The organism is Serratia symbiotica (assembly GCF_000821185.2).
Classification (GTDB): Bacteria; Pseudomonadota; Gammaproteobacteria; order Enterobacterales; family Enterobacteriaceae; genus Serratia; species Serratia symbiotica.
Genome location: NZ_CP050855.1, coordinates 3,028,895 through 3,054,171 on the forward strand (window position 1 = coordinate 3,028,895; position 25,277 = coordinate 3,054,171).

16 protein-coding genes and 2 pseudogenes are annotated in these 25,277 nt (G+C 54.5%); 12 read left to right on the plus strand and 6 right to left on the minus strand.

The window, feature by feature from the left end:
• Positions 1 to 70 precede the first annotated feature (70 nt).
• The 9 genes from SYMBAF_RS15070 to SYMBAF_RS15110 all read left to right on the plus strand — a co-directional run bounded on the left by SYMBAF_RS15070 (position 71) and on the right by SYMBAF_RS15110 (position 13,559).
• Entirely contained in the window at positions 71 to 2,557 is a 2,487-nt protein-coding gene (locus tag SYMBAF_RS15070) for a fimbria/pilus outer membrane usher protein (RefSeq protein WP_040263724.1), read from the plus strand.
• Positions 2,558 to 2,629: 72 nt separating this feature from the next.
• A complete protein-coding gene (locus tag SYMBAF_RS15075; RefSeq protein ID WP_052447648.1) occupies positions 2,630 to 3,346 on the plus strand; it encodes a fimbrial biogenesis chaperone in 717 nt (238 codons plus the stop codon).
• A complete protein-coding gene (locus tag SYMBAF_RS15080) occupies positions 3,339 to 3,956 on the plus strand; it encodes a fimbrial protein (RefSeq protein ID WP_040263726.1) in 618 nt (205 codons plus the stop codon). The genes SYMBAF_RS15075 and SYMBAF_RS15080 overlap by 8 nt, the downstream gene beginning before the upstream one ends.
• 11 nt (positions 3,957 to 3,967) lie before the next feature.
• Positions 3,968 to 4,969 carry a fimbrial protein gene (locus SYMBAF_RS15085; RefSeq protein WP_040263924.1) on the plus strand — a complete coding sequence of 334 codons (1,002 nt, stop codon included), beginning with the start codon at positions 3,968 to 3,970 and terminating at the stop codon, positions 4,967 to 4,969.
• Between the two features lie 17 nt (positions 4,970 to 4,986).
• On the plus strand, positions 4,987 to 5,526 hold the full coding sequence (locus SYMBAF_RS15090; RefSeq protein ID WP_040263728.1) for a fimbrial protein: 540 nt from the start codon (positions 4,987 to 4,989) through the stop codon (positions 5,524 to 5,526).
• Positions 5,527 to 5,649: 123 nt separating this feature from the next.
• Positions 5,650 to 6,264, plus strand: a complete 615-nt coding sequence (locus SYMBAF_RS15095) for a helix-turn-helix transcriptional regulator (protein WP_040263730.1) — start codon at positions 5,650 to 5,652, stop codon at positions 6,262 to 6,264.
• A gap of 880 nt (positions 6,265 to 7,144) precedes the next feature.
• Positions 7,145 to 8,428, plus strand: a complete 1,284-nt coding sequence (locus tag SYMBAF_RS15100; RefSeq protein ID WP_228457137.1) for an SrfA family protein — start codon at positions 7,145 to 7,147, stop codon at positions 8,426 to 8,428.
• Positions 8,428 to 11,373, plus strand: coding sequence for a virulence factor SrfB (locus tag SYMBAF_RS15105; RefSeq protein WP_040263926.1), 2,946 nt, complete (start codon positions 8,428 to 8,430; stop codon positions 11,371 to 11,373). Before SYMBAF_RS15100 ends, SYMBAF_RS15105 begins: the two co-directional genes overlap by 1 nt.
• Positions 11,370 to 13,559: a virulence factor SrfC family protein gene (locus SYMBAF_RS15110; protein WP_040263735.1), complete on the plus strand. Its 2,190-nt coding sequence runs from the start codon at positions 11,370 to 11,372 to the stop codon at positions 13,557 to 13,559. Before SYMBAF_RS15105 ends, SYMBAF_RS15110 begins: the two co-directional genes overlap by 4 nt.
• 19 nt (positions 13,560 to 13,578) lie before the next feature.
• Here SYMBAF_RS15110 and SYMBAF_RS15115 read toward each other — a convergent pair whose 3' ends face one another.
• Positions 13,579 to 14,778, minus strand: coding sequence for a BaiN/RdsA family NAD(P)/FAD-dependent oxidoreductase (locus SYMBAF_RS15115; protein ID WP_040263737.1), 1,200 nt, complete (start codon positions 14,776 to 14,778; stop codon positions 13,579 to 13,581).
• Positions 14,779 to 15,081: 303 nt separating this feature from the next.
• Here SYMBAF_RS15115 and pitA point away from each other — a divergent pair, with 303 nt between their 5' ends.
• Positions 15,082 to 16,584, plus strand: coding sequence for an inorganic phosphate transporter PitA (gene pitA, locus SYMBAF_RS15120; protein ID WP_040263739.1), 1,503 nt, complete (start codon positions 15,082 to 15,084; stop codon positions 16,582 to 16,584).
• A 371-nt stretch (positions 16,585 to 16,955) separates the two neighbouring features.
• On the opposite strand, the pseudogene SYMBAF_RS15125 reads toward pitA, so the two are convergent.
• The 3 genes and pseudogenes from SYMBAF_RS15125 to SYMBAF_RS15135 all read right to left on the minus strand — a co-directional run bounded on the left by SYMBAF_RS15125 (position 16,956) and on the right by SYMBAF_RS15135 (position 19,621).
• Positions 16,956 to 17,720, minus strand: a pseudogene (locus SYMBAF_RS15125) (TIM barrel protein).
• Between the two features lie 69 nt (positions 17,721 to 17,789).
• A pseudogene (locus tag SYMBAF_RS15130) lies at positions 17,790 to 19,196 on the minus strand (sugar porter family MFS transporter).
• A gap of 215 nt (positions 19,197 to 19,411) precedes the next feature.
• A complete protein-coding gene (locus SYMBAF_RS15135) occupies positions 19,412 to 19,621 on the minus strand; it encodes a hypothetical protein (RefSeq protein ID WP_152609038.1) in 210 nt (69 codons plus the stop codon).
• A 138-nt stretch (positions 19,622 to 19,759) separates the two neighbouring features.
• Between SYMBAF_RS15135 and SYMBAF_RS15140 the strand changes: the two genes are divergently transcribed.
• Together SYMBAF_RS15140 and iolB are read left to right on the plus strand one after the other, a co-directional pair.
• Positions 19,760 to 21,265: a CoA-acylating methylmalonate-semialdehyde dehydrogenase gene (locus SYMBAF_RS15140; protein WP_040263743.1), complete on the plus strand. Its 1,506-nt coding sequence runs from the start codon at positions 19,760 to 19,762 to the stop codon at positions 21,263 to 21,265.
• A gap of 88 nt (positions 21,266 to 21,353) precedes the next feature.
• The gene (iolB, locus tag SYMBAF_RS15145; protein ID WP_040263746.1) at positions 21,354 to 22,175 is read left to right on the plus strand and encodes a 5-deoxy-glucuronate isomerase; all 822 of its coding nucleotides are present in this window, start codon (positions 21,354 to 21,356) and stop codon (positions 22,173 to 22,175) included.
• Between the two features lie 122 nt (positions 22,176 to 22,297).
• On the opposite strand, the gene SYMBAF_RS15150 is transcribed toward iolB, so the two are convergent.
• Positions 22,298 to 23,128, minus strand: a complete 831-nt coding sequence (locus SYMBAF_RS15150; protein WP_040263748.1) for a MurR/RpiR family transcriptional regulator — start codon at positions 23,126 to 23,128, stop codon at positions 22,298 to 22,300.
• 196 nt (positions 23,129 to 23,324) lie between these two features.
• Positions 23,325 to 25,253 (minus strand): bifunctional 5-dehydro-2-deoxygluconokinase/5-dehydro-2-deoxyphosphogluconate aldolase, encoded by a 1,929-nt coding sequence (locus SYMBAF_RS15155; RefSeq protein WP_040263749.1) that lies wholly within the window; start codon positions 25,251 to 25,253, stop codon positions 23,325 to 23,327.
• Between the last annotated feature and the right edge of the window lie 24 nt (positions 25,254 to 25,277).

The following is a 25,277-nucleotide window of genomic DNA, read 5'->3' on the forward strand; positions in this document are numbered from 1 at the left end:
ACGAAATACTTACTCAGGTCATACCCAATGACCTGCTATTAGACGCGGATTTACCTTGAGTGATTATTTTATGACGTCAGTACCGACACGGAAAAAATTACCCATCATCGTCATGCTATCTTCCCTCTGGGTGCGTTCGGCATTTGCGACCACGGAATTCAATATCGATGTACTGGATATCAGTGACCGCAGCAAAGTGGATCTATCCCGCTTCTCCGATGCCGACTACGTGATGCCTGGCACTTACCTGTTAGACATTAAAATCAACCAGAGAACACTGCCGCAACGCAGTATCGAATATTTTCCGTCGCCGGACAACAAAGGATGTAGCCGGGTGTGCTTACCCCCCGATCTGGTGGAAAAAATGGCGCTGAAAGAAGAGGTTGTCAAGAAGATCACCTTATGGCACCACCACAGTTGCGCCGATATCAGCAACATTAAGGGCGCGACCATTTCTGACCACATTGGTAGTGGCGTGCTGGCGATCACCCTCCCACAAGCTTGGATGAAATATTCCGATCCAAACTGGACACCACCCGAACAGTGGGATGACGGCATCCCCGGCCTATTGCTGGACTACAGCCTTAGCGGCCAATTCAGCAAGCAAAGCCACAATAACAACACCGCTGAAAACTTCAGTAGTTACGGTACGCTGGGTGCCAATCTGGGTGCCTGGCGACTGCGCGCTGACTATCAGATCAACACCAACCAACAAGCGGACAAGCGCGACAACCGTTTCGACTGGAACCAAATCTATGCCTATCGCGCGCTGCCGATGCAAGCCGCCAAACTGACGCTGGGTGAAATTTACCTCGACTCTGGGGTGTTCGATGCTTACCGTTTCACCGGCATCAATCTAACCACTGACGAGCGCATGCTGCCGCCAAACTTGCAAGGCTATGCGCCGGAAATCCGTGGCATTGCCAAAAGCAACGCCAAAATCACCGTATCGCAGGAAGGCCACACGCTATACGAAACCACGGTGCCCGCTGGGCCGTTTGCCATCCAAGATCTCAACAGTTCAGTGCGTGGCCGGTTGGACGTTAAGGTGGAGGAACAAGGCGGCAGCATCTCTACCTTCCAGGTGGATACCGCCACTATTCCTTACCTGACCCGCCCCGGCTACGTGCGCTACAACGTAGCGCTGGGTAAACCTTCGGCTTACGATCACCGCACACAAGGGCCGCTGTTTTCCGCTAGCGATTTTTCCTGGGGATTGAGCAATGCCTGGTCACTGTACGGTGGCGCATTGCTCAGCAACGACTATAACGCTTGGGCGCTCGGCCTGGGCCGCGATCTCAACCTGTTCGGTGCCATGTCGGTAGACATTACCCAGTCCATTGCCCGCTTGCCCGGCGCACCCACTGCCAGCGGCATGTCGTTCAAGGTCAACTATGCCAAGCATTTCGATGAACTGAACAGCCAGATCACCTTCGCTGGCTACCGTTTCTCGCAGCGCAGATTCATGAACATGTCGCAGTACCTGCAAGAACGCTACAACGCCGACAATGGGCGCTACTATGGACGGCAAAAAGAGCTGTACATCCTCACCGCCAGCAAGACCTTTATGGCGGAAGACAGCACCAAAGCGATCACCGCCTACCTAACCTATTCACACCAAACCTACTGGGACACCAGAACACAAGATCGTTACGGGCTGTCTGCCAGCAAACTGTTCAGCATGGGCGATGTCAGCAATATCACCGCATCGTTGTCGGCCTATCGCACTCACTACCAGAGCCGTACCGATGACAACGTGATGCTGAACTTCAGCGTGCCTATCGGTGATCGTCGGAACATTGGCTATTCGTTGCAAGCCACCAATAACGATGTCACGCAGATGGCATCCTACAACGACTATACCGACCCGAAAAATACCTGGCAGGTCAGTGGCGGCTTCAATCAGTCCGGCAAACCGTTGGCGCACGCCTACTACACCCATAACGCCTCGTTCGGTTCGCTCAACGCTAGCGTCGCCTACCAGCTAGGTAGCTATTCCTCAGTCAGCGGTACCTTCCGTGGTGGCCTAACTGCCACCCGTCATGGGGTAGCAGCGCACCAGAACACCAGCAATGGCGGCAGCAGGATAATGCTAGATACCGATGGCATCGCCGGCATACCGATCAATGACGATCACACCTACAGCAACCGCTTCGGGCTAGCGGTGATTTCCGACATCACCAGTTACTACAACACCGACACCAGCATTGACGTTAACACACTGGCGGATGATATCGAGGCAACCCGCGCCGTGGTAAATAGCACGCTAACCGAAGGTGCCATCGGCTATCGCCACTTTGAGGTGGTGAAAGGCCGCAAACTACTCGCCACCCTTCGGTTAGCCGATGGTAGCGAACCGCCATTCGGTGCCACCGTGCTGAGTGAAAAAGGGCGTGAGGTGGCAGTGGTAAATGATGGCGGATCAGTTTACCTGACCGGCGTGCAGCCGGGAGAACAACTGGATGTAGCTTGGGAAAACCGGCACCAGTGCCGCATCCTGATCCCGGATGCTGCCAAACCATTGGCTCCGCTGCTGCTACCATGCGCCAAACTATAATCCGTAATACTGAGAACTGATGAAATGAACCTACACTCGACAACCCTGCTTACCGCCGCTGGCCTGGTTCTGATGGCTGCGGTGCCAGCCGCCAACGCAGCCATCTCTCTGGATCGCACTCGTGCTGTCTACCTGAGCGACGCCAAGTCCATCAGCCTGAATATCATAAACGAGAACAAAGCGTTGCCATTCCTTGCTCAGTCATGGCTGGAAGATGAGCAACACCAAAAGATCACCTCACCGTTAGTCGTACTGCCGCCGCTGCAACGGGTGGAACCAAACGAACGCAGCGTAGTGCGTATTACCAAGACCCCGGAGGCTGAGCATCTACCACAGGATCGCGAATCGGTGTTCTATTTTAACCTGCGCGAGATACCGCCGAAGAGCACCAAAACCAATGTGATGCAATTGGCTTTGCAAACGCAGATCAAGCTGTTTTACCGACCCAAGGCCATCGTCGCACCTAGAGGAGAAATCTGGCAGGAAAAGCTGATTTTTCGTAAAAGCAACAGCGGTTTCACCATCGAGAACCCAACGCCGTTTTACATCACTCTGACTGGCATCACGCACCAGACGCAGAAACAGGGCGGCGGCGCGATCGCCGGTTTCCAGCCGCTGATGCTGAGACCTAAATCCAGCGAAAATATCAGGCTGGGCGACAACAGGCTGAATAGTTTTGTCGTCTCCTATATCAATGACTACGGCGGACATCCCGAGTTGCGCTTCGCCTGTCGCGGCGACATCTGCAGCGCGGCGACAGAAAAAAATAAGGAGATCACGCATGGATGAATTCACTGGTCGCCTGCGATCCCTGGCCTTACTGTTTTATGTACTGCTATTTAGCGGCAGTGCACCGGCGATGACACCGCTGGGCGTGATCGAGGGCACTACCGCCACCGTCAGTTTTCATGGTGGCTTGCTCAGTTCACCTTGTAGCCTGACGCCGGACAGCCAGGATCAGTCCATCGATCTAGGTGATGTCAATATCCGCGACTTGCAAAATGCTGGCGATCAGAGCCCGTCAGTGCGCTTTCACCTCTCGTTGCGCAACTGCCTGTTGGGTGCTCGGGCGCTGGTGGATAACCCGACCGGGCAACGTAACGGCGATGCCAATCGGCTCTATTTGCAGGGTGAACAGGCCGCCACGCTGGTGTTTCTCGGCGAAAGCGACATCAATAATCCGCAGTTGCTGAAATTGAGCGGCGGGGTAGAGGGCATCGGTCTGCGGCTGAAAGATCAGCAGGGTCACGCGCTGGCTCTGAACCAGCAAAGTCGACCCTACATTCTACATCCTGGCAACAACACACTGTGGTTCACCGCCAACGTGGAGTCTACCCAGCGGGCGGTAATGGCAGCAGGCTTTGCCGCTGTGGCGCATATTCAGGTGATTTACCTGTGAGGTTCGATAGCATGAAAAACCCATACGTTAAAATTTGCTTGCTGGCGCTCGCATTGTTACCTCCCGCTGCATGTGCCAACGGCTATGTAACACCGGATAGCGGGCCAAAACAGTTTTATATTAACTTAAACTCAAGCAACATCACCAACCAGATCGGCTTTACCAAGCTCTTCACCTATACATTGGGCGGTAGTTATAGCGGCAAAGCTTATTGCGACACCACTATTCCTAAAAGCCCGCACTATTATAAATCGGATACCTCGCTGCCTGCCTCTGATTATGGCCACGGCTATTTGCAACTGAATGAGTTCCTTGATTTAAAGGCCGAGGTTTGGATCGCCGGCAATAAAAAAACCTATGTCACCGTACCTTTTTACAACCAATCCAATGAATATTTCAGATACTCCTGTACACCGCCTTACGTTCAGGTAAACGAATACGGAAGTGGTTCAAAAGGTCGTGTCACCTTCCGGGTGCGCAAAAAGATCATCAACGGTGTGCAGATTAATGATCGGCAAATTATCGAGCTATATGGCCGCTTAGGATCGAGCGACGCTGGATTCGGCCCTAACCCAATGGCACAAGTGTATATTCAGTCCGCCATACTCTTTGTACCGGACAAATGCGTTGTCAACGAAGGCCAGTTGATCAACGTAGAGTTCGGTGAAATCAGCGGCAGCAACCTAAACGGTTCGAGCTATCCGCAGCACATTCCGGTGCACTTCCAATGCGCAGGTGGCAGCTTTGAAGACGGCAGCCTGAATATCAAATTAGCGGTCTCCGGTACAGCCGCTTCCTTTAACGATAACGCATTTAAAACTAACAAGAGTGATCTCGGTATCCAGCTCACACATAACGGTGAATTGGTTATCCCGAACGTGTTTTATCCAGTGCCAAATATCGGTAATGGCGGTTCCTGGAATCTGTTGGCGGTGCCATTGGCCAACGGCAACAAAGAGATCGATGAAGGGGAGTTCAACGCGTCAGCCACTATTGTGGCGTCATTCCAGTAACTGAGGGAAAACAGAAGATGCGTCTACATACTTTAGCGATATTGGGCTGCGCCCTTTGGTGGTTTGCCACCTTGTCAGCCACGGCAGATACCGAGCTGTACGGTGCACAGCTACAGTTCCACGGCACCGTGGTGAGTCGGCCATGTCATATCGAGCCACAGTCGGCCGACCAACTGGTAGACATGGGTACGGCGATCGTCACCACCTTGTACCGCTATGGTCACACGGCTCCGGTGCCGTTCACCATCAAGCTGATGGACTGCAAAAACACGGTATTTAAATCCGTCAACATCATCTTTAGTGGTATTGAAGATCCTGAGTTGCCAGGCAAACTGGCGATCAACAATGGCGTACAGGGTGCCGCCATCGCCCTGTTTGATCATCAGGGAACGGGTATTGATCTCAACCAGGCGAGTAGCACGGTAAGGTTGCAAGAGGGTCACAACGTGCTGAACTTCGCCGCCTATGTGCAGGGCCAGCCGAGCGCCATTAAGAATAAAACCATTACCGAAGGCGAGTTCAATTCTGTGGCCAACTTCGTGTTGGCTTATCAATAAGCACGGCTTCTTGAAGAAGCCGTGCTATAGGCAAACAAAAAACGTCCTGGCATTTGCCGGTTGCCATGCATGTTTATGACACCCCAACGCTTTACACAACATGGACGCTTCGAGGAGTAAACCATGCGAAAAATTCAATTCACTCTATTTGACAGCAACAATTTTTACCTGCAAGGATTACGCCTGCTGTTGGAGGATTATCTGCATGCGTTGAATGAATGCCATCATACGTATCCTCAGTTAGCATCGGAGGAACCTGGGCAGGTTGAGATAGTGCTCCGCACGCTGGAAAATCGCTGGGGATGCGCCTGTTGCTACCAGAGCCAATATCAGACGCCACCGCATCGTCGATTGAATATTGTGATTCTGGACGACAGCACCCAACACTATATACAGACCTACCCCCTTTTGCTCAGCATCTACCGGCGTGATTCCACCAACGTGATCTGCAACAAGCTGCATGAGGCACTGACGCACTTTTGTCAACAACCCTGGTTAGATCTGCACGTCGGGAACATGTGGAAATGCCAGCAGTGCCGCATCGCCGCGCTGAGCAATTGCGAGAAGAAAGTGCTGCGACTGATGAGTACCGGTATGTCCGCCTGCACTATTGCAAACATGCTGCACCGTAGCCAGAAAACCATCAGCACCCACAAACGCTCGGCGATGCGCAAGCTTAATTTGCGTAAGAACGCGGAACTGAGCAGAGTACTATTAAATCAGATGGGGCTGAACTGAAGTGCAGGGATCATGATCGGATACCCTCTGACCCACCGCATCGCACTTGGATGTGGTGGCCAAAGGCACCATAGCGCCCAGTACCAGCGGTGTTTCCCCCACATACTATTCACAATGCGAAAAAGGCGTAGGGCCTTTGATTGCCTCTGTGGGGACGGAAACATCGCCTCAACTTAGAGCCTATCCCAGTAGGTATAGCCAGTTTGGACACGGACAGCGCGCAACAACCGGGGAGTGCAGGGAGTACATGAGGATTGTCAGCACTGCCCAGGCCAAAATGGCAAATAAAATAGCCTAATGGAATAGGTTCTAAATTGCTGATGGTTATATCAGGCAATGTCACGCAATGGCACATGAGCGACGTTGGCGGTCATGTGAGCGCGAAACAAGTCGCGTGTGATGTTGGGTGCACCAAATAAGCGGCTTGTATATAAAACATACGTTTCCCGACGGTTAATTTTTTTATGGTTATCACTTTCCATCACCAATCTCTTTATAGCTATCGGGTTTGTCAACACAGCATAAAATAAAGATACAACGCCAGAGAGGCAAATCATCTTCACCCATGCAAACGCTCCCCCTAATAACGATCTTCAGTCAGGTGACTGCGGGTAAGTTTCGCTAGGGAATTACGCTGATATCAAATTGGACGTGCTGGCAAAACCAGTTCCATAATTTTGACAGTACAGCAAAAAAAATAGCTACCTGATGCCGATAACGGCAATGAAGTACATTTTTACGCTTGTCTTTGACCTTTTGATCTGTTTGCATCCTGGGTTATCATGACTGTTTATACGCTTAAACCCGTCACTTGACTGGCCGCTTTGATGTAGCGCCAGTAATTTGGGTAGTGCGGTACAGAATAAGGTGCTTTGCGGTGATGAAACCCTTTTTACGCAGTGGCAGTATGCATGATGTGCTTGCATTGGGCGAAAATGGACAACCGGTTTACGCCTGTGCGCTACAGTTGCGGGAAACCTTGCGCATTCGCCAGCACCCGTTGGCCGCCGATTGCCTGGCAATCCCCCAACCCAACGAGGCAGGGACTCGCATCGATTGGTATGCCCCTTTCCCAGGGAAAGTGACTTCTTGGCTGGCAGCCAGCGATGCTCAACGCATGCAGGCTCTACACCAATTAGAGCGCCACCTGTCGACCTTCCTTACTCTAGTCGCCCAAACGCAGAACACCGAACACCCCAGCCAACGTCTGTTCGGCGCATTATTAGCCAAAGCGATGCAGATCCCCGATCAGCACCATGTCTATCTGGTTGATGATAAACCGGTGCTGACCTTTTGGGGCTTTATCAAGCCGCAAGCACAATTCCAGGACGACCCTCTGGCCTGCCTGCGCCTGGCCGAGGAACCGGCAGAAGAACCGATGCCAGTAGCCACAGCAGCACGTAAGGTGGCGATATCCATACCCAAACCGGTGTCTAAACCCGCAGCCGTCACGCCACCAACAATGCCACCAATACCAGCACCAGAAACACCAGCCACAGCACCACCAGCACGCCAGCAGCGCCACCGCTATGTGTGGATAGTAGCGGCGCTGATGTTGCTTACTCTGCTGGTCGGCTGGCTTAGCCAACTTAACAGTCCGCTGCCGCCAATCCCCGCAGTGCAACAACCCGCTCCGCTGGCCCCCTTCACGGTGCCAGCGCTTAGCCTGCAACTGCCGTTAGCGCCTGCGACGTTGATGCCACCAGAACCCGTCGCCTTGCCGCCGAAACCCGTCAACTTGCCACCAGAACCCGTCACCTTGCCACCGGCGGATAAAAACTTACTGGTGCTGCCCACCGAGTCGGTCAAAGCCGGATCTACCCGTTTTCTAAACGGCAAATGGCAAGCCACAGTGGCGCTGCAAGTCCCCTTTAGCGATAAATACCCCAGCCTGCAATACCACCTAAACGGCGGTAAAGGCACAGTGAGTCTCCGTCACGGCAACGGTAACGCCATCAGTTGCCGGGCATCCATTGAGGCTGGGCTGATGCCATCAGGCAATTTGGTGATCAAAAGCCGCACCAAAGCACGCTGCAACGATGGTAGCCGCTACACACTGCCGGAAATCACCTGTAAGCAAAATGAAACCGGGCCAGCAGAGTGCTTCGGCCGCTACAATGCGGAAACAACCTACCCCATGATGTTGAAGCGCGAGAATAAATGATGTTGGCACCCGTTACCGATTTCCCACACAGCATTACGCTGATTCAGGACAGCGGCATTCAATTTCTGGACTTTGCTCTGACGCCAATTCTGGATGCCGACTTCCCTGGCAAGTTTGTCCGTCAAACGGCGAGCGGCCCGCTATTGCTCCTGCAATGGGATGCCGACAGCGGCAAATACTTGTTGCCCGCCCAAACAGGGCAAGCCCCGGAGGTGGTACGCCCGGAATTCAGTTATCCACTGCAACAATCACTGCGTCTATTGGATAAAACCTGGCTACCGCTGCCTTTCTTTCGTTACACCCCATCAGGCGCGTTTTTAGCCGGGCCAGAAAACTGGGCGCGGATGCAGATCATTGAGTTGGATGCGCCCGATCAGGACGGTAACTCGCTGCGGGTGGTGCTGGCTTTTGACACCCGCATCGCTGCGCCGAGCCAGGAGAGGCTGGCACCGAGCGAGAGCGATCTCAATACCGGACTTAGCTTCGCGCTGGCGCAACGTAACCATGATCTGGGCGAGTTCCTCGATCTCACCTGGGTGGATGGCTGGCTGCGCGAAGCCTTTACCCAAAGTGCAACAATACAGGAACAACGTGCCACAACGGCGCTTGATACCGGGCTAAAAACCTTCGAGTATCAGGCGCATTACCTCAATCTGTTGCACATGCTTGGCAGCCAGTTGGCGGTGCCACAGATAAAGATCATCGGCACCACGTTGCAACAGCCTGCCGTCAACGTGGACGTCATTCTGGATGTCGGCAATTCTCATACCTGCGGCGTGCTGGTCGAAGACCATCCAGAAGAAAACCATGGCCTGAAGCAAACCTATGAACTGCAGTTGCGCTCGCTGTCCGCGCCACACTGTGTTTACAACGAGTTGTTCGAAAGCCGGGTAGAGTTCTCCCAAGCCACGTTTGGCAAACCGAGCTACTCGTTCCAGAGCGGACGCGATGATGCTTTTATCTGGCCTTCCATCACCCGTGTAGGCCGAGAAGCAGTACAGTTGGCGCAACAGCGGGCGGGCAATGAAGGCACTACCGGGATTTCCAGCCCACGCCGCTATCTGTGGGATGAAGAGCGTTATACGCCCGGTTGGCGGTTTAACAGCACACAAGAACCAATGGCTGCCGCAGCGCCATTGACTTTCCTGATCAATGACGAAGGCGTGCCGCTGTCTGCGTTGCCACTAGCGGAAAGGTTGCCAGTATTTGCCGCTCATTACAGCCGCAGTGCGGTAATGACCCTGATGCTGACCGAGTTGCTGGCACAAGCACTGATGCAGATCAACAGCGTCGCCCAACGAACGAAAATGCCGAACGCTACCGCCCCACGCCACCTGCGCACTATCATCCTGACGTTGCCTTCGGCGATGCCAAAGCCGGAACGTGAAATTTTCCGCCGCCGTATGCAGGAGGCCATTAGCCTGGTCTGGAAAGCCATGGGTTGGCACCCGCTGGATGCGCCGTTCGATGGCGAGCAAACCCGTGTTCCCGTTCCACACGTGCATATGGAATGGGACGAGGCTAGCTGTGGCCAAATGGTTTATCTGTATAACGAAACACAGGTGAATTTCGCCGGCCGCACCGATGCCTTTTTTGCCGCTATGGCCAGGCCGGATCGGCCACTGACGCCGGGAGAAGCGGCGGGAAAATCCCTGCGCATCGCCTCCATCGACATCGGTGGCGGCACCACAGACCTGGCCATCACCCAATATGTGCTGGATGATGGCGTGGGCAACAACATCAAGATCAATCCGCGCCTGTTATTCCGCGAAGGGTTTAAAGTCGCCGGCGATGATATTCTGCTGGATGTCATTCAACTGTTTATCTTGCCCGCCATACAGCAGGCGATCGAAGACGCTGGCGTCGCTGCACCGACGGTCGTGATGGATAAACTGTTTGGCAATGCAGGCCGCATGGACGGATTTTCAACGTTGCGCCAGCAGGCCACATTGCAAATTTTTATGCCTATCGGGCATGCTTTGCTCGCAGCATATGAGAACTACGACCCGTTAGACGCACAGGCGGAAATTGCCGCCAATCTAGGCAAACTGTTACCACAGACACCCACCCCACAGGTTTTGGCATTTATCAACGGTGAAGTTCAGCGCGCTGCGGGTTCCACCACCTTCGACATTTTGCAGACCCCGCTAGTCATCCGTCTAAGCGCCTTGCACACCGCTTTCCTATCCGACCAACTCGGCATCGCCCATTGCCTGCGTCTGCTCTCCGAAGTTGTGGCGCTATACACCTGCGATGTGCTGCTACTCACTGGCCGTCCGGCGCGCTTTCCAGGCGTTCAGGCGCTATTGCGCCAGTTGCAGCCGCTACCCGCCAGCCGTATCTTGCCACTTGAGGGCTACCACACCCGCAGTTGGTATCCATTTAATAGACGCGGGTGTATCGAAAACCCCAAATCCACCGCTGCTGTGGGTGCCATGCTGTGCCTGCTGGCCATCGATCTACGCCTGGCAAGTTTCTATTTTAACGTCGGGGATTTGCTGCCTTACTCCACTATTCGCCATCTAGGCATGCTGGACGGCAATAACATGCTGGCAGATGATAACGTCTACTATCGCGATATCGATCTGGATCACGCTGACTTTGCACTGGATCCTACCCGCTCTTTCCAACTGCGTGGCCCCCTGCGTTTAGGATTCCGCCAGTTGGATAATGAGCGCTGGCCAGCATCGCCACTCTATACGCTCACTATCACCGATCCCCAGTTAGCACGTAAACTGGCTGGCGATACGGTAATCACCCTGAAGTTAGCCATTACCAGCAGCGACGAGCAAGGCGCAGAAGGCGTCAAAATCGCCCAAGCCCTGCTGGCCGATGGCAGCCCAATATCCACACATAAACTGCAACTTAAACTTAATACTCTGGCTGCCAGCGCCTCTGGCGCAACCCATTATTGGATAGACAGCGGGAGCATTTATCAACGATGAAATCTATCACCTCCGATCCAATAAACCGCCTCAGCAACGGCATTCTTCAAGCGATTGACTGGGTAGCCGACGCGCGGCAACAGTCCACACGCCTAAACCGGGAAGCAGACAGGCTGATTATTCGCCTGCGCCGCTGCTACAACCGGGCAACACAGTTGGACAACGCAACGCATCGGTCTGTGGCCATCGGTCTCTATGGCCATAATACCGCCGCCAAAATTCACCTGTTCCAAGCGTTGGCACCCGGTGCCAAGCTGTTAACCGGAGATGCCGCCCTGACGGTGCGTTATTGTTCATCAGACGTCGAAAACTCACCCGCTTATCCAGTCGCCATCTGTTTGCTTGATGAAGCACAATTGATTGCCATGGCGGTCGGCGCTGCTTTCATGGAGGATTTCCGCCCGGACTGGAACGCGCGCGCGATAACCGCTCACCTGCATGGGCTAGAGCGCCACCGTCAACTTAGCGCGATCAGCGGTATGGACAGCAACACTATTTTGGCGCTGTGGGACGGCTTTCGTCGCTACGGAGGCAAATGGCAACAGGCACTGGATCGACACTTCTGGCCGCAAGCCATCGCACTGGCACCCTATTTGAGCATTGATGATCGGGCGCGTCTATTCGCACCACTGTGGGGGGAGGAACCGGCGCTAACAGCCCACTACCGCCAGTTGGCTCATACCCTGCACACGCTAGGGGGCAGTGGGCGCGTATATGCCCCTGGCAACATATTGGAACCGGACACCGGCATTCTACATACCCGCACCCTTACCCTACCAACCGAGGTAACGCTGCCCGTGTTGGCGGGGAACGGCAGCACCGTGGACATCCCGCTGGCCGACCTGGCATGGTTAGCCGCCGAGGTGACCACCATACTGCCACCAGGGGCAATGCCCCCCGATAGCGAGCTGCTCGATATCCCAGCTAGCATCTACTGCCAGGGCAGTGATCTGACACTGCGTATGTTACAGGCGAAACGTGCCGACCTCTTGATGCGCTGTGCCGATGGCCTGCATACCCATTTGCTACTGATCGCCGATGCGGCTGGCTCACCGCAGGACGCCAGTCGGACAGGCCATGCGCTCGCCTATTGGGTCAAACAAACCCAGGGGGAAAATGCAACCGAGCGCCGCCGCCGTAAACCTGGCTTAATCTGGGCGATCACACCGTTCGATGTGCGCCATAAAGGCAAACCACGCCCCGATGATGCCGTTCAACGCTATGTTGGTGAAGCGGGCGACAGTTGGGCAACGCTGCTGGCGATGGATCCGCGTGACTGCCAACGCATGACGGCGTATCTGGCTAATCAGATGCGCCCAGCATTGAAACAAGCGCGTATCCTTGAAATGCAACAGGAGCTGCAACGCGAACTGACCGAAAGCTTGCTTGGCAACTGGCTCACCAGCGGGGAACCACCGTTAGCGCAACAGCGCAGCCAGCAACTGCTGCGCGCTTTGCAGGCGCAAGCCGGTGTACATGGCGAGTTGCTGGAGTGGCTGCTGCTGCCGCGCGATACGCTACGCCAACTGTTTGTGCAGCAAACGCACAGCTCACCCACACCAGTTACCGTCACTCCGCCGCTGGACATTGAGATCGATCTGTTTGGCGAGGCAGAGGCCGTCGCAGTGACGCCAACAGCGCCTGCCATTTCGCCGTTTGCTGAACGGGTGTTCGCAGATTGGGTCAACCATCTGCGTAGCCTGCCGGACAATGCCCAATTGTTGGCACTGTTAAATGTTGGTAAACCGCAGTTGGAGATGCTGGTCGATGCATTGATTAACGCCGCCTGCCGCCTGGGGATTGACGCAGCATTGGAACGCGCCTTGGAGGCTGGGGCGTTGCCAGAACAGGGCGAAGAGCGGCAGGTCAGCCAGGCACTGGCGATATTGGGTGATTTCATCGCCTGGCTGGGCTTCCAACAGCGCGAGGCGGCGTTGCGTCCTCTCAGCCGTATCAATCACGGCCAACCGATCTTTACCCCGCCACCGCAGCCAGCGGTAGATTGGGGTAACCAGCAGCGGCTGGCCAAACTGGCCCCCACGCCGACGAAAAATACCGCCTTTTATATCTATGATTGGTTGGTCGGTTTGCAGACACTGCTGGCAGAAAACGAGGCAGCGGCAGCAGAGAATAGACTTGGGGAACAGCAGCGTGCAGCACTTGAAGGCATTGTGGCAACCCTGTGATACGGGAACAGGTCTTGCACTATTTTCTCTGCGCCGCTACCGCCTGTGCGCAAGCCCAGGCAGAACTCCAAGCCCACTGAAAATTATAGCCGCCCAGCCATCCTGTCACGTCCACCACTTCACCGATAAAGTAGAGATTCGGCACCTTGTTGGCTTCCATGGTCTTTGAGGATAGCGCTTTGGTATCTACACCGCCGAGCGTCACTTCCGCCGTGCGGTAACCTTCGGTGCCGTTTGGCTGGAGCCGCCAATTTTGCAGGGATCCCACCAGCGACATCTGCTGGGTCGGGGTCAGTTGCTTCAGCGTCGCCTCTGGCAGTTGCCCCAACGTTTGTAGGCATTCCACCAACCGCTTCGGCAGATGTTGCGCCAGGGTATTTTTTAGGCTTTGGTTGGGGTGATCCTGGCGTTGCTCATCAAGAAAGCTCGCTAAATCTAATTCAGGAAGTAAGTCAATGCTCACATATTCACTAGGTTGCCAGTAACTGGAAAGCTGCAACACCGCCGGGCCGGACAGACCACGGTGGGTGAATAGCAGGCTTTCGCGGAAACTGACGCCGTTTTCGGCGCTGATCACCGCCGGAACAGAGACGCCAGATAGCATCTGTAAGTGTTCGAGCAGCGGTTTATGCAACGTAAGCGGTACCAGAGCGGCACGCGTCGGTAGTACTTCCAGGCCAAACTGCGCCGCCAACTTGTAACCGAATGGCGACGCACCCAGCCCTGGCATCGACAGGCCACCGCTAGCCACAACAAGTGAGCGAGCACTCACTTTTTCGCCATTCAGCGCCAGTTCAAATCCGTTCTCGGTTTTTTCTACCCCTAGCACTGCGCTGCGTAGACGTATCGTCACCTGGCCCAGTGCGCACTCGTTAACCAGCAGATCGACGACCTGCTGTGCCGATCCATCGCAAAACAACTGACCCAGCGTTTTTTCGTGATAGGCGATGCCATAGCGGTTGATCAGATCAATGAAATCCCACTGGGTGTAACGTGCCAGCGCCGATTTGCAGAAATGCGGGTTATTCGACAGATAAGCAGCCGGTTCGGCGTATTTATTGGTAAAGTTACAGCGTCCGCCACCGGACATCAGGATCTTGCGCCCCGGTTTTTTACCGTTATCAAGCAGCAACACCCGGCAACCAAGTTGCCCTGCCTGTGCGGCACAAAACATGCCTGCGGCACCCGCACCTATCACTACGACCTTAAACTGTTCCACCTGCGCCTCTCTGAATAAAACCCACCGTCGCGGCCAAAAATCCCCCCATAATGCCGTTTCGCCAACACTAACCTCCACATTCACGACAACCGCAGATTGTAAAACTCTAACGCTGTCAGCGCCATAGTGAGAAATATTACCCTAGCTAGATGCTCATCCCACACTAATATTCTTTATGTTTTTCATGTCGATAACATAAACCCAACATCTATAAATAAAAAAAATGCTATATTTTCCTTTTCCCCTGGCCCGGTTGTCACTGATAATGCGCGGCGTTCATGTCCACAAACTGGCTTAACACTTATGCTGCATTTGTTTACTGGGTTAGATTTCGATACTAGCCTGATGTTAATTCTCGCATTGTTGTTCGTGTTGTTTTATGAAGCCATCAATGGCTTTCATGACACGGCCAATGCGGTTGCTACAGTCATCTATACCCGTGCCATGCGTTCGCAACTTGCGGTCATTATGGCGGGTTTGTTCAACTTTCTTGGCGTGATGCTCGGTGGTTTGAGTGTTGCCTACGCCATTGTCCATTTGCTGCCTACCGACCTGTTGTTGAACGTCAGTTCAGCGCACGGATTAGCCATGGTGTTCTCCATGCTGTTGGCGGCGATTATCTGGAACCTCAGCACCTGGTATTTCGGTCTGCCGGCCTCCAGTTCCCATACGCTGATTGGCGCAATCATCGGTGTCGGTTTAACCAATGCCCTGATGACCCATACATCGATAGTGGATGCATTGAACGTTCCGAAAATGATTGGCATTTTCCTGTCATTGCTCATCTCGCCGTTGGTCGGCATGCTGGCCGCCGGGCTGATAGTGTTCGCCTTGCGCCGCTATTGGTGTGCCACCAAAAAACGCCAGCGTATCCACATGACCCCTGCGGAACGTGAAAAGGTCGATGGCAAACGCAAACCGCCGTTCTGGACTCGTATCGCACTGATCCTGTCAGCGATTGGCGTCAGCTTCTCGCACGGTGCCAACGATGGCCAGAAAGGTATCGGTTTGCTCATGCTAGTGCTGATCGGCATTGCGCCGGCAGGTTTCGTCGTCAATATGAATGCCACCGGTTATGACATCACCCGTACGCGTGATGCGGTCTCCCACCTACAGCAGTATTACCAGCAGCACGGCGATGCGCTGCCACAGGAGGTGTCCTTGACGCCGAGTGTGCCAAGCCGGGATGAAGACGCTGTGTTAAACCAACCCCTTGAGTTCCACTGCAACATCTCCCGTGCTATGGCGACGATTGAGCTGACTCTGGGGCAACTGCACAATTTGCAGAGCTACAGCCAACTCACGGTAGAGCAACGCAGCCAACTGCGTCGCCTGCTGATGTGCATCACCGATACGGCGAACAATGTCGCCAAGCTGCCGGAAACTTCTGCGGCTGACCAACGCCTCCTGAAGAGCTTGCGTCAGGATCTGCTAGAGACCGTCGAATATGCGCCGATGTGGATCATCGTCGCAGTGGCTCTGGCGCTGTCACTCGGCACCATGGTCGGGTGGAAACGCGTTGCCACCACCATCGGCGAGAAGATTGGTAAGAAAGGCATGACCTACGCCCAGGGCGTGTCGGCCCAGATGACCGCCGCTTTATCAATCGGCATAGCCAGCTATACCGGCATGCCGGTATCCACCACCCATGTGTTGTCTTCGGCGGTTGCTGGCACGATGATCGTGGACGGCGGCGGTGTGCAAAGCAAAACCGTGAAGAACATCCTGCTAGCCTGGTTACTGACTCTGCCAATCTCGATGCTGCTTTCCGGCTGCCTGTACTGGATCGCCCTGAAGTTTGTTTAAACGATTCATCGCCCAAAATAGACGGCCAGGAGGGCCGGTCACTTAGAGCCTACCCCCGGTAGGCGTCCATTGTTACAGCCAGTTCGGACACCGACAGCGCGCAACAACCGGCGTGTACAGGGAGTAGGTGGGGATTGTGCGCACTACCCAGGGCCAAAATAGCCTAATGGGATAGGTTCTTAAGGTGATCGGCATTTTTAGCGGCTAAGGTAATACTGGGTGCTTCAAATGACCCGGTATCGCTCCCGGCGATACCCCTGGCAGGCTGGTAGGCAAACGTCAGATTGTAACGGTCAACTAAAACCGGACACTGATTTAGGCACATTGTAATCGAACATGTTTGCCTCCTACTTTAGCACTAGCTGTGTTCATCATCCTTGCAGCAGGGCGATACTTTGGCGAATTTCACGTACGATATCCGCTTCTGCCCAGCTATCCAACTGCGAAGAGAACGGTTCAAAGGCGTAAATGGCGGTGTTGCCCAGGCGCTCCAAATTCTGCACCTGCTTTATGCTCTCCAGCCGAACCTGGTCACTCAGCATGATGCGCTCTTCGTCGCTTAGCGCGCTTTTGATCCGCGCATCTTCCACCCCGGAAAGGCGCACCAGGCCAATACCATCGATCTGAATCTGCGTATCAAATTCAGGCTGTGCCACATCACTTAAATAATGGTGGAAGGTATCCAGCACGATTTTGTACGGCGCGCCTGAATCGCGAATCAGAGACTACGTCAGCAACGATGAACGCAGTGAACTGATACCGAACCCCAGCGATTCGACGTAGCCCTGCACGCCGTATTGCTTCAACAGCGGTGCCAGCAGCTTCAGGGTCGCCAGCGTGTCGGTTTCTACTCCTCCTCACTGCGCTGATCGCCCGCGCTGCATCAGCGTCTGGCTATGGATCGCCTGAGCTTGCGACAATAGCGCCTCAGCGTTTTTCAGCAACTCGGCCTGGTCGTCCAGCAGGTTAAACCTGCCGAGGGCGTTAATGGTGATGATTTCGATGCTGTATTTGGCCGCCACAGCATTTAATTGATCGTTGCTTAGGTTATCTGTCACCTTGCCGCTCGGCATATCGTTGCGTAGCTCAACTTTACTGAGCCTGCACTTGTTTACCAGGCTGAAAAGTTGATGCAAAAGCGGCCTGGCGCAATGGCCATGATGCCCTACTCCTAAATGATGTGAGAGAACCTGAGAGTGGCCGACTTACAGCGGCGTTCGTTGTGTTTCGAGTTGCGGCTGGCGATAGCGTTTGGCCATCACTATATCTTCCATTTTTTCCAGCGAGATGCTTTTGGTTTCAGGAATATAGCGGCTGATAAACCAGTAGCTGAACAGGCAGCAGACGGCAAATACCCACATCGGGAAGGCACCATGGAAGTTAGAGAACAGATAGGGGTTGTCGTTGATCATCGGGAAGGTTTGCGAAACGACAAAGTTGGCCAGCCACATGCAGCCGACTGCGATGCTCATGCCCTGCGCACGCATGCGGTTAGGGAAGATTTTTGACACCAGTACCCAGGTGCCCACTCCCCATGACAACGCGTAAAACACTATAAAGAACAGCATGCCGAACAGGGCAAAGTAGCCGGTAGCCTGGGTGTAAAGTGCATAAGAGGTGATTAACAGCCCAACGATGGCACCAAGAGTGCCGAAACGCATCAGCGGGATACGGCCCATGCGATCCATCAGCATGGCACCGATCACCGATCCGACCAACTGCAGCACACCGATCCAGACAGTCTGGAACAGTGCTTCCAGGGCATTTTCGGTGACGGTTTTCAGCACCATTGGCGCGTAGTACATCATCACGTTGACACCGGTGACCTACTGTAGCATGGCGATCATGCAGCCGATAAACAGAATGAAGTACACCCGCTCGTCACCGTAGTGCAGTTTTTGCTGATTCTGGTGCAACGAGTCTTTGATTTCCTGCCGCACGCTCTGCGCATGGGCAGCGTTGGATACTTTGGTCAACATCGCCAAAGCCTGATCGTCACGACCGACCATTACGCTCCAGCGCGGCGATTCTGGAATGATAAACACCAGCATCAGGAACAGCACGCTAGGGATCACTTCCGAACCCATCATCCAACGCCAGCCCATTTCTACCAGCCAGGCTTCGCTGGCGATTTTGAAGTTAACGTAGAAGATCACAATTTGGCCGAACACGATGGCGAACTGCTGCATGCTGAGCACACGACCACGCATATCTTTTGGTGAGACTTCCGACATGTACATCGGTGAGACGATGGCGACGATATCCACTGCCAAACCCCCGATGATGCGGTAAATCACAAACCAGGTGAAGGTGCTGGCCAGGGCCGCGCCGACAGCCGAGATGGTAAACAGCACCGCCGCCAGCATCAGGGCTTTTTTACGGCCATAACGCGCAGCCAGCGGCCCGGCACCAAAAGCGCCAACGACACAGCCGATCACTACCTTGGAAACTGCCCAGCCAGTTTAGATTGAGCTGAGGTCAAAATAGGTTTTAAGGGCATCGATCACACCGGAGATCACGGCAGTATCGTAACCGAATAGAATGCCGCCGAGCGCTGCAATGCCGCAAATTCGTAGTATATACCCGGTATTATGCTTACGCTGATGTGACATATGTTACTCCGATTTTTATCCTGGCTTCCATCCACGCAGCAGGTTGTAGGGAAGAGCGAGGCAGAAGGGTGTGAACCGTGCCTGTCATCCAGGCGATGGTAGTCGAGTGAATCTTCGCTAAACGAGAGCATTTATTTCATAATTAGTGAATAATAAAATATTTATTTTTAGATCCAGTTCAAAAAAACCGTAAACAACCAACAGGCATTGCCAAGCTATCCCTTTGCGTCAGGCTTTGTCGTATTGCTAAATTGGCTGCCTATTTCTGTATAAAAGTCAGGGATAATTCCCGCTGGCCTGTGGATGAGTGGAATGGCGGCTTTTTCCCGACACGTCATGGCGTTGCGCAAAAGCGTGGCAAAACTGCGATCTCCCGCAATAAAAATAAATTTTCTAAAATAATTTATTTGAAACATTTTTTTCAATGAAATAGAGTTTGCTTCATTCGGTCAGGATTGAGCCTGCTTGTGGGGCTCTCCAACAAGCGGTGTGATGAAAACGCTACCGCCTGCGGACAGTGCCGCAGGCGATCTGGCGACAACGGCCTTAAAAGAGGGTGAGACATGAAAACCGTGGGTAACTTTATTGGTGGGCAGGTGTGCCTGAGCAGCAGCAATCAAACCATCGATGTGCATAACCCGGCTACCGGGCAGGTTGAACGCCGCGTCACGCAGAGCACTGCCACGGAGGTGAAGCAGGCCATTGACGTGGCTCACCAGGCTTTTGCCGACTGGTCGCGCACCACACCGCTGCGCCGGGCGCGCATCATGTTCAATTTTAAGGCACTGCTGGAACAGCATCGTGACGAACTGGCGACGCTGATCGTCAGTGAACACGGCAAGGTTTACTCCGATGCGCTGGGCGAATTGACCCGTGGTATTGAAGTGGTCGAGTTTGCCTGCGGTATCCCGCATTTGATCAAGGGAGAGTATTCGGCGGACGTCGGCAGCGGCGTTGACAGCTTCTCGCTAATGCAGCCTCTGGGCGTGGTTGCGGGTATCACCCCGTTCAACTTCCCGGCGATGGTGCCGATGTGGATGTTCCCTATCGCACTGGCCTGCGGTAACACCTTCGTGCTCAAGCCGCCAGCGTTGGCACCTTCGGCTGCGGTACGGATGGCAGAATTACTCAAAGAGGCTGGCCTACCTGACGGCGTATTCAACGTGGTGCACTGCGCTAACGAAGATGCTGCGCAATTGTGTACCGACCCACATATTCAGGCGGTGAGCTTTGTCGGCTCGTCCGCCGTGGCGGAGCATATCTACACGACGGCCAGCGCCCACGGTAAGCGGGTACAGGCCTTCGGCGCGGCGAAAAATCAGGCCATCATCATGCCGGATGCCGATCTCGACGCGACGGTAAAGGCCCTGATGGGCGGTGCGTTCGGCTCTGCCGGCGAACGTTGTATGGCGCTACCAGTGGCGGTGGTGGTCGGTGACGACACGGCCGATAAACTGATCGTCAGGCTGAAACCGTTGATCACCCAACTGCGCGTTGGCCCGGGCATTCAGCAGGGCGGCGAAGAAAATGAAATGGGGCCGTTGGTCTCCTCAGCACACCAGAAAAAGGTATTGGGTTATATCAATCTGGGCGTGGAAGAAGGCGCAACGCTGGTGGTCGACGGCCGCAATTATCAGGTGTCGGGCTACCCCAATGGTTACTATGTTGGCGGCACCCTGTTTGACCAGGTTAAACCGAATATGCGTATCTATCGTGAAGAGATCTTCGGACCAGTGCTGGGTATTGTCCGCGTGCCGGACTACCAGACCGCCATCGACACGGTGAACAGCCATGAATTTGGCAATGGCAGCGCCATCTTTACCCGTAACGGCCACTACGCGCGCCAGTTCGTGCAGGAAGTGCAGGCCGGTATGGTGGGGGTCAACGTGCCGGTGCCGGTACCGATGGCATTCCACAGCTTCGGCGGCTGGAAGCGCTCGGTGTTCGGTGCGCTGAACGTCCATGGTACCGACGGTGTGCGTTTCTACACCCGCATGAAAACCGCCACCGTCCGCTGGCCTACCGGGCAACAAACGGTGTCTGAATACAGCATGCCGACGTTGGGTTAAGATCCTTCAGGCAGCAGGGGCCGTGATTCCAATGGGAGTAGCGGCTGTTGTCGTTTTTACCGAATAGCCAATTTACAAGAGAATCACTATGCCTTCATTGCTTGCCAAGTGCCAGCAGCCAAATGCTCAAGGCCGCATCCAGCACGTCACCCCAGAGAATGCCAACTGGCGCTTTGTTGGGTTTGATGTCTATCACCTTAAGGCTGGCCAGTCGCTGCCGTTGGAAAGCGGCAACAAAGAGCTGTGCCTGGTATTGGTCGCTGGCATTGCTTCCCTCACCACCCTACGTGCGCAATACCCAAGCATCGGCAAACGCATGAGTCCGTTTGAGCGCACACCGCCTTACGCGGTATACGTGCCGCATCACGACAAGATTGAAGTGCGCGCGGAAAGCGCCTTGGAATTGGCGGTCTGCAGCGCACCGGGAAATGGGCACCTGCCGTCACGCTTGATCACCCCGGCGGAGGTTGGCGTCGAATATCGTGGCAAAGGGCGTAACCAGCGTCTGGTGCACAATATTCTGCCGGACAGCGAACCGGCCAACAGCCTGCTGGTGGTGGAGGTGTATACGGATGAGGGCAATACCAGTTCGTATCCCAGCCACAAACATGACCAGGAAGACTCGCCGAATGAAACCTATCTGGAAGAGACCTACTATCACCGTATCCAGCCAGAGCAAGGTTTTTGCATGCAGCGGGTATATACCGACGATCGCTCACTGGATGAGTGCATGTCGGTGTATAACCGCGATGTGGTCAAGGTGCCACGCGGCTACCACCCGGTGGCGACATTGGCCGGTTACGACAGCTACTATCTCAACGTAATGGCCGGGCCAGTACGGCGATGGAAATTCACCTGGGAAAAAGACCACGCCTGGATTAATACCGACAGTTATCCAGTGACCCAATAATTATTGCGATGTTAAATATTTCCGACGTTGCTTAGGTGAGCGTCACTCTATCAGGGGGAGAGGGTCGGAGTGAAGGATTTCACGTCGCTATACCTCCTCTCTGCCAAAGCGGAGGGGATGATTTATTCTTCTTCTTTGGCGTTATTCAATGCTAACGATACCGCCAGGGTCTGCGCCAGACACATGGCAGCGACCTGGGAGCGGAAACCATCCACCTGGGCTTCACGCACCACAAAGCACACGTCGCTGAAGGCGGCCAGCGGACTGACCTGGCTGTCGGTAATGGCGATCTGCTGCGCACCGCGCTTGGCACCCCATTCCACCAGTTCCTGCGCATACGGCGAATAGCTGATGGCGATCACCACGTCATTCGGCTTCACCATGCTGAGCTGTTCGGTAAACATGCCGCCCAGTCCGTCAATCAGGAACGCCCGGCGCTCCAGATGACGCAACGCATAGGTGAGGTAGGAAGCGACGCTGAATGAACGGCGCAAACCAATCACGTAGATATTCTCGGCGTTGTTCAGCAGCTCAACCGCCCGATCCAACTGCTCGGAGCTGGTTTGCATCACCAATTGTTGCAACGCCTGGGAATTGACCATAGTGAAAACGTTAAGGATTTCCGCCGGCTTTTCCGGTATGACATGACCGTCGGTAGAGGTTCGACGAAACAGGCGCGCACGTTCGGTGTAGTTGACCGTTTCTTCCATCAGGTGCTGGCGAAAAACCTGTTTCATTTCGTTGAAGCCGCTAAAACCAAAGGCGTTGGCGAAGCGGATCAGGGTAGAGGGTGGGACGCTGGCCTGCACGGCGATGGAGGCGATGGTATCGAAAGCAATGCTATTACTGTTATCTAACATGTAACGCGCCACCTGTTTCAAACGCTTGCTCAGCGTTTCATAGCGGTGGCGGATCTCGTCCTGTAACAGCGAAAGTTGAGTTGGGTTTTTCATCCATTCGGCTCGCAGTGTGGGCTAAGGCGTATCGACCTAACGCCTGAGTTATTAACAGGTCATTCTAACAGATGGATTGGAAATTTCATTTCACCAAAAAGCGATTGATTAGATTGCAAGTAGCGTTACTTCACAGAAAACAGACAAAAAATCCCCTTAAAGCGGCGAAAAGCCATTTAAGGGGAGGATTCGGCAATCAATGCTGATGAGGCGTAGGGCGGTATTGACGCCAGAAACCAATCAGCGTCAGGTATTTTTGTTTCACCTGCTCGATTAAAGCAGCATCATCCAGCTCTCCCTGCAGCCAGCGGCGTGAAAGCTGCCCAAAGATGGTGCGGCCGACCGCAAAACCTTTCACCCAGCGAGCCTCCGCAGCCGCTGCGAAACTGGCTTTCAGCGTTTCTTCCGACGCATCCTGCCCCAGGATCAACACCCCACGGCAGAACGGATCGTTAGCGTCGATCAAAGCACCGACCTGCTGCCAGTTCTCGGCGCTCAACGGAGGCAATTTCCACCAGTCCGGCTTAATACCCAACAGATAAAAGTGCTGCAATATCTCCAGATAGTAACCCTCGTCTTTATCGGCGTTACTTTCCGGCAGGATAACCTCCAGCAGCAGTTCATGGCCGGACTTGCAGCAACCGCGATACACCTCGCTAATCAGTTCATCCTGTTCGCGGCGCAGTTCGGCGACGTCATATGGATGGTAAAACACCAGGCATTTCACTACATGTTCCTGCGGCCAGTCGATCAGTTGCGAGCCGATATTGCCGTGCTCCAGCCGCAGTGGACGCGACCCAGGCAGTTCGACCGGTCGACCGATCCACCAGCCCTGGCCGGTGATCGCGTTCAACGCAGCCTGACCATAGGTGGTATCGGCCAGAATGCCGCTGTTGCCCCGCAGCCCTGCTGCCTCTGCGGCTTGTTGCGCCGCTGTCAGCAGCAGGGTTTTCAGTACGGGGATGCGTTCTTCGCTGACGTTGGCTTCTCGCGCCATATCCGCCAGTTGTTTGCGGTGATCGAAGGCGAACACGCACAGTTCCGGCCACTGCTGCTTACGGGTGGTGACCCGGTGCAGATGGTTAAGCCGCTCATCGCAGTCCGGGCGTTTCACTTCCTGTTCGCGTTGCAGATAATCATCCAGTTCCTGCTTGCTGGGCATTGCCGGAGCGCAGCCATGGCGCGAAACGACTAATGCGCCGCAGGCATTGGCATAGCGGCAGGCCTGATCCCAGCCTTCATCGTTAAGATAGCCGCGCAGCAGGCCGGACATAAAGGCATCGCCTGCACCCAGCACGTTGAGCACCTCAACGCGCACGCCGGCATGCAGTTTTACCTGCTGCCAGTCGGCGGCGATCTCAGCTTCGAATACCGAACAGCCTTGTACTCCACGTTTACAGACCAGCGTGGCCTGGGTCGCTTTACGCACATTTGTCAGTGCGCTCAGGGTGTCGATGCTGCCGCCGGCAATATGAAACTCTTCTTCGGTGCCGACGATCAAATCAAAGTGATGCAGGACTTCCTGCAGTTCGCGGGTCACCTTTGCTGACTCGACAAAGCGGGTTTCACCATCACCCAGCGACGTTAGGCCCCACAGTACCGGCCGGTAGTCGATATCCAGCACAGTGCGCAAGCCGTGGCGACTGGCGTATTCCAACGCCTTCAATACCGCAGCGCGGGTATTCGGATGTGAAAGATGGGTGCCGGTAATGGCTAACGCACGTGAGGACGCTATGTAGGATTCATCGATATCGTCTGGCGTCAACGCCATATCCGCACAGTTTTCACGGTAGAAAATCAGCGGGAAGGTTTCCTGATCTTTAATGCCAAGGATCACGAGGCCGGTCAGGTGCTGGGGATCGGTGATCAGGCTGTGGGTATCGGCACCGACGCGTTGCAGTTCTTCGCGCAGGAAACGGCCCATATGTTCATCACCGACGCGGGCCAGCATACTGGACTTCAGACCCTGGATGGCGGTGCCGTAGGCCACATTGCCGGAAGAGCCGCCGATATATTTAGAGAATGTGCTGGCCTCTTCCAGGCGCGCGCCGATCTGTTGTGCATAGAAATCGACGGCGATACGCCCGAGACAAATGACATCAAGCTGTTTTCCTTGTGTAGCCATACCCGTTTCCTTCTGTATTAAGCC

Coding starts and splice junctions, on each gene's coding strand:
- SYMBAF_RS15110 (WP_040263735.1), top strand. CDS start 11,370: ATGAAATCTATCACCTCCGATCCAATAAACCGCCTCAGCAACGGCATT.
- iolB (WP_040263746.1), top strand. CDS start 21,354: ATGCCTTCATTGCTTGCCAAGTGCCAGCAGCCAAATGCTCAAGGCCGC.
- SYMBAF_RS15070 (WP_040263724.1), top strand. CDS start 71: ATGACGTCAGTACCGACACGGAAAAAATTACCCATCATCGTCATGCTA.
- SYMBAF_RS15090 (WP_040263728.1), top strand. CDS start 4,987: ATGCGTCTACATACTTTAGCGATATTGGGCTGCGCCCTTTGGTGGTTT.
- SYMBAF_RS15095 (WP_040263730.1), top strand. CDS start 5,650: ATGCGAAAAATTCAATTCACTCTATTTGACAGCAACAATTTTTACCTG.
- SYMBAF_RS15100 (WP_228457137.1), top strand. CDS start 7,145: ATGAAACCCTTTTTACGCAGTGGCAGTATGCATGATGTGCTTGCATTG.
- SYMBAF_RS15080 (WP_040263726.1), top strand. CDS start 3,339: ATGGATGAATTCACTGGTCGCCTGCGATCCCTGGCCTTACTGTTTTAT.
- SYMBAF_RS15150 (WP_040263748.1), bottom strand. CDS start 23,128: ATGAAAAACCCAACTCAACTTTCGCTGTTACAGGACGAGATCCGCCAC.
- SYMBAF_RS15075 (WP_052447648.1), top strand. CDS start 2,630: ATGGCTGCGGTGCCAGCCGCCAACGCAGCCATCTCTCTGGATCGCACT.
- SYMBAF_RS15105 (WP_040263926.1), top strand. CDS start 8,428: ATGTTGGCACCCGTTACCGATTTCCCACACAGCATTACGCTGATTCAG.
- pitA (WP_040263739.1), top strand. CDS start 15,082: ATGCTGCATTTGTTTACTGGGTTAGATTTCGATACTAGCCTGATGTTA.
- SYMBAF_RS15140 (WP_040263743.1), top strand. CDS start 19,760: ATGAAAACCGTGGGTAACTTTATTGGTGGGCAGGTGTGCCTGAGCAGC.
- SYMBAF_RS15155 (WP_040263749.1), bottom strand. CDS start 25,253: ATGGCTACACAAGGAAAACAGCTTGATGTCATTTGTCTCGGGCGTATC.
- SYMBAF_RS15085 (WP_040263924.1), top strand. CDS start 3,968: ATGAAAAACCCATACGTTAAAATTTGCTTGCTGGCGCTCGCATTGTTA.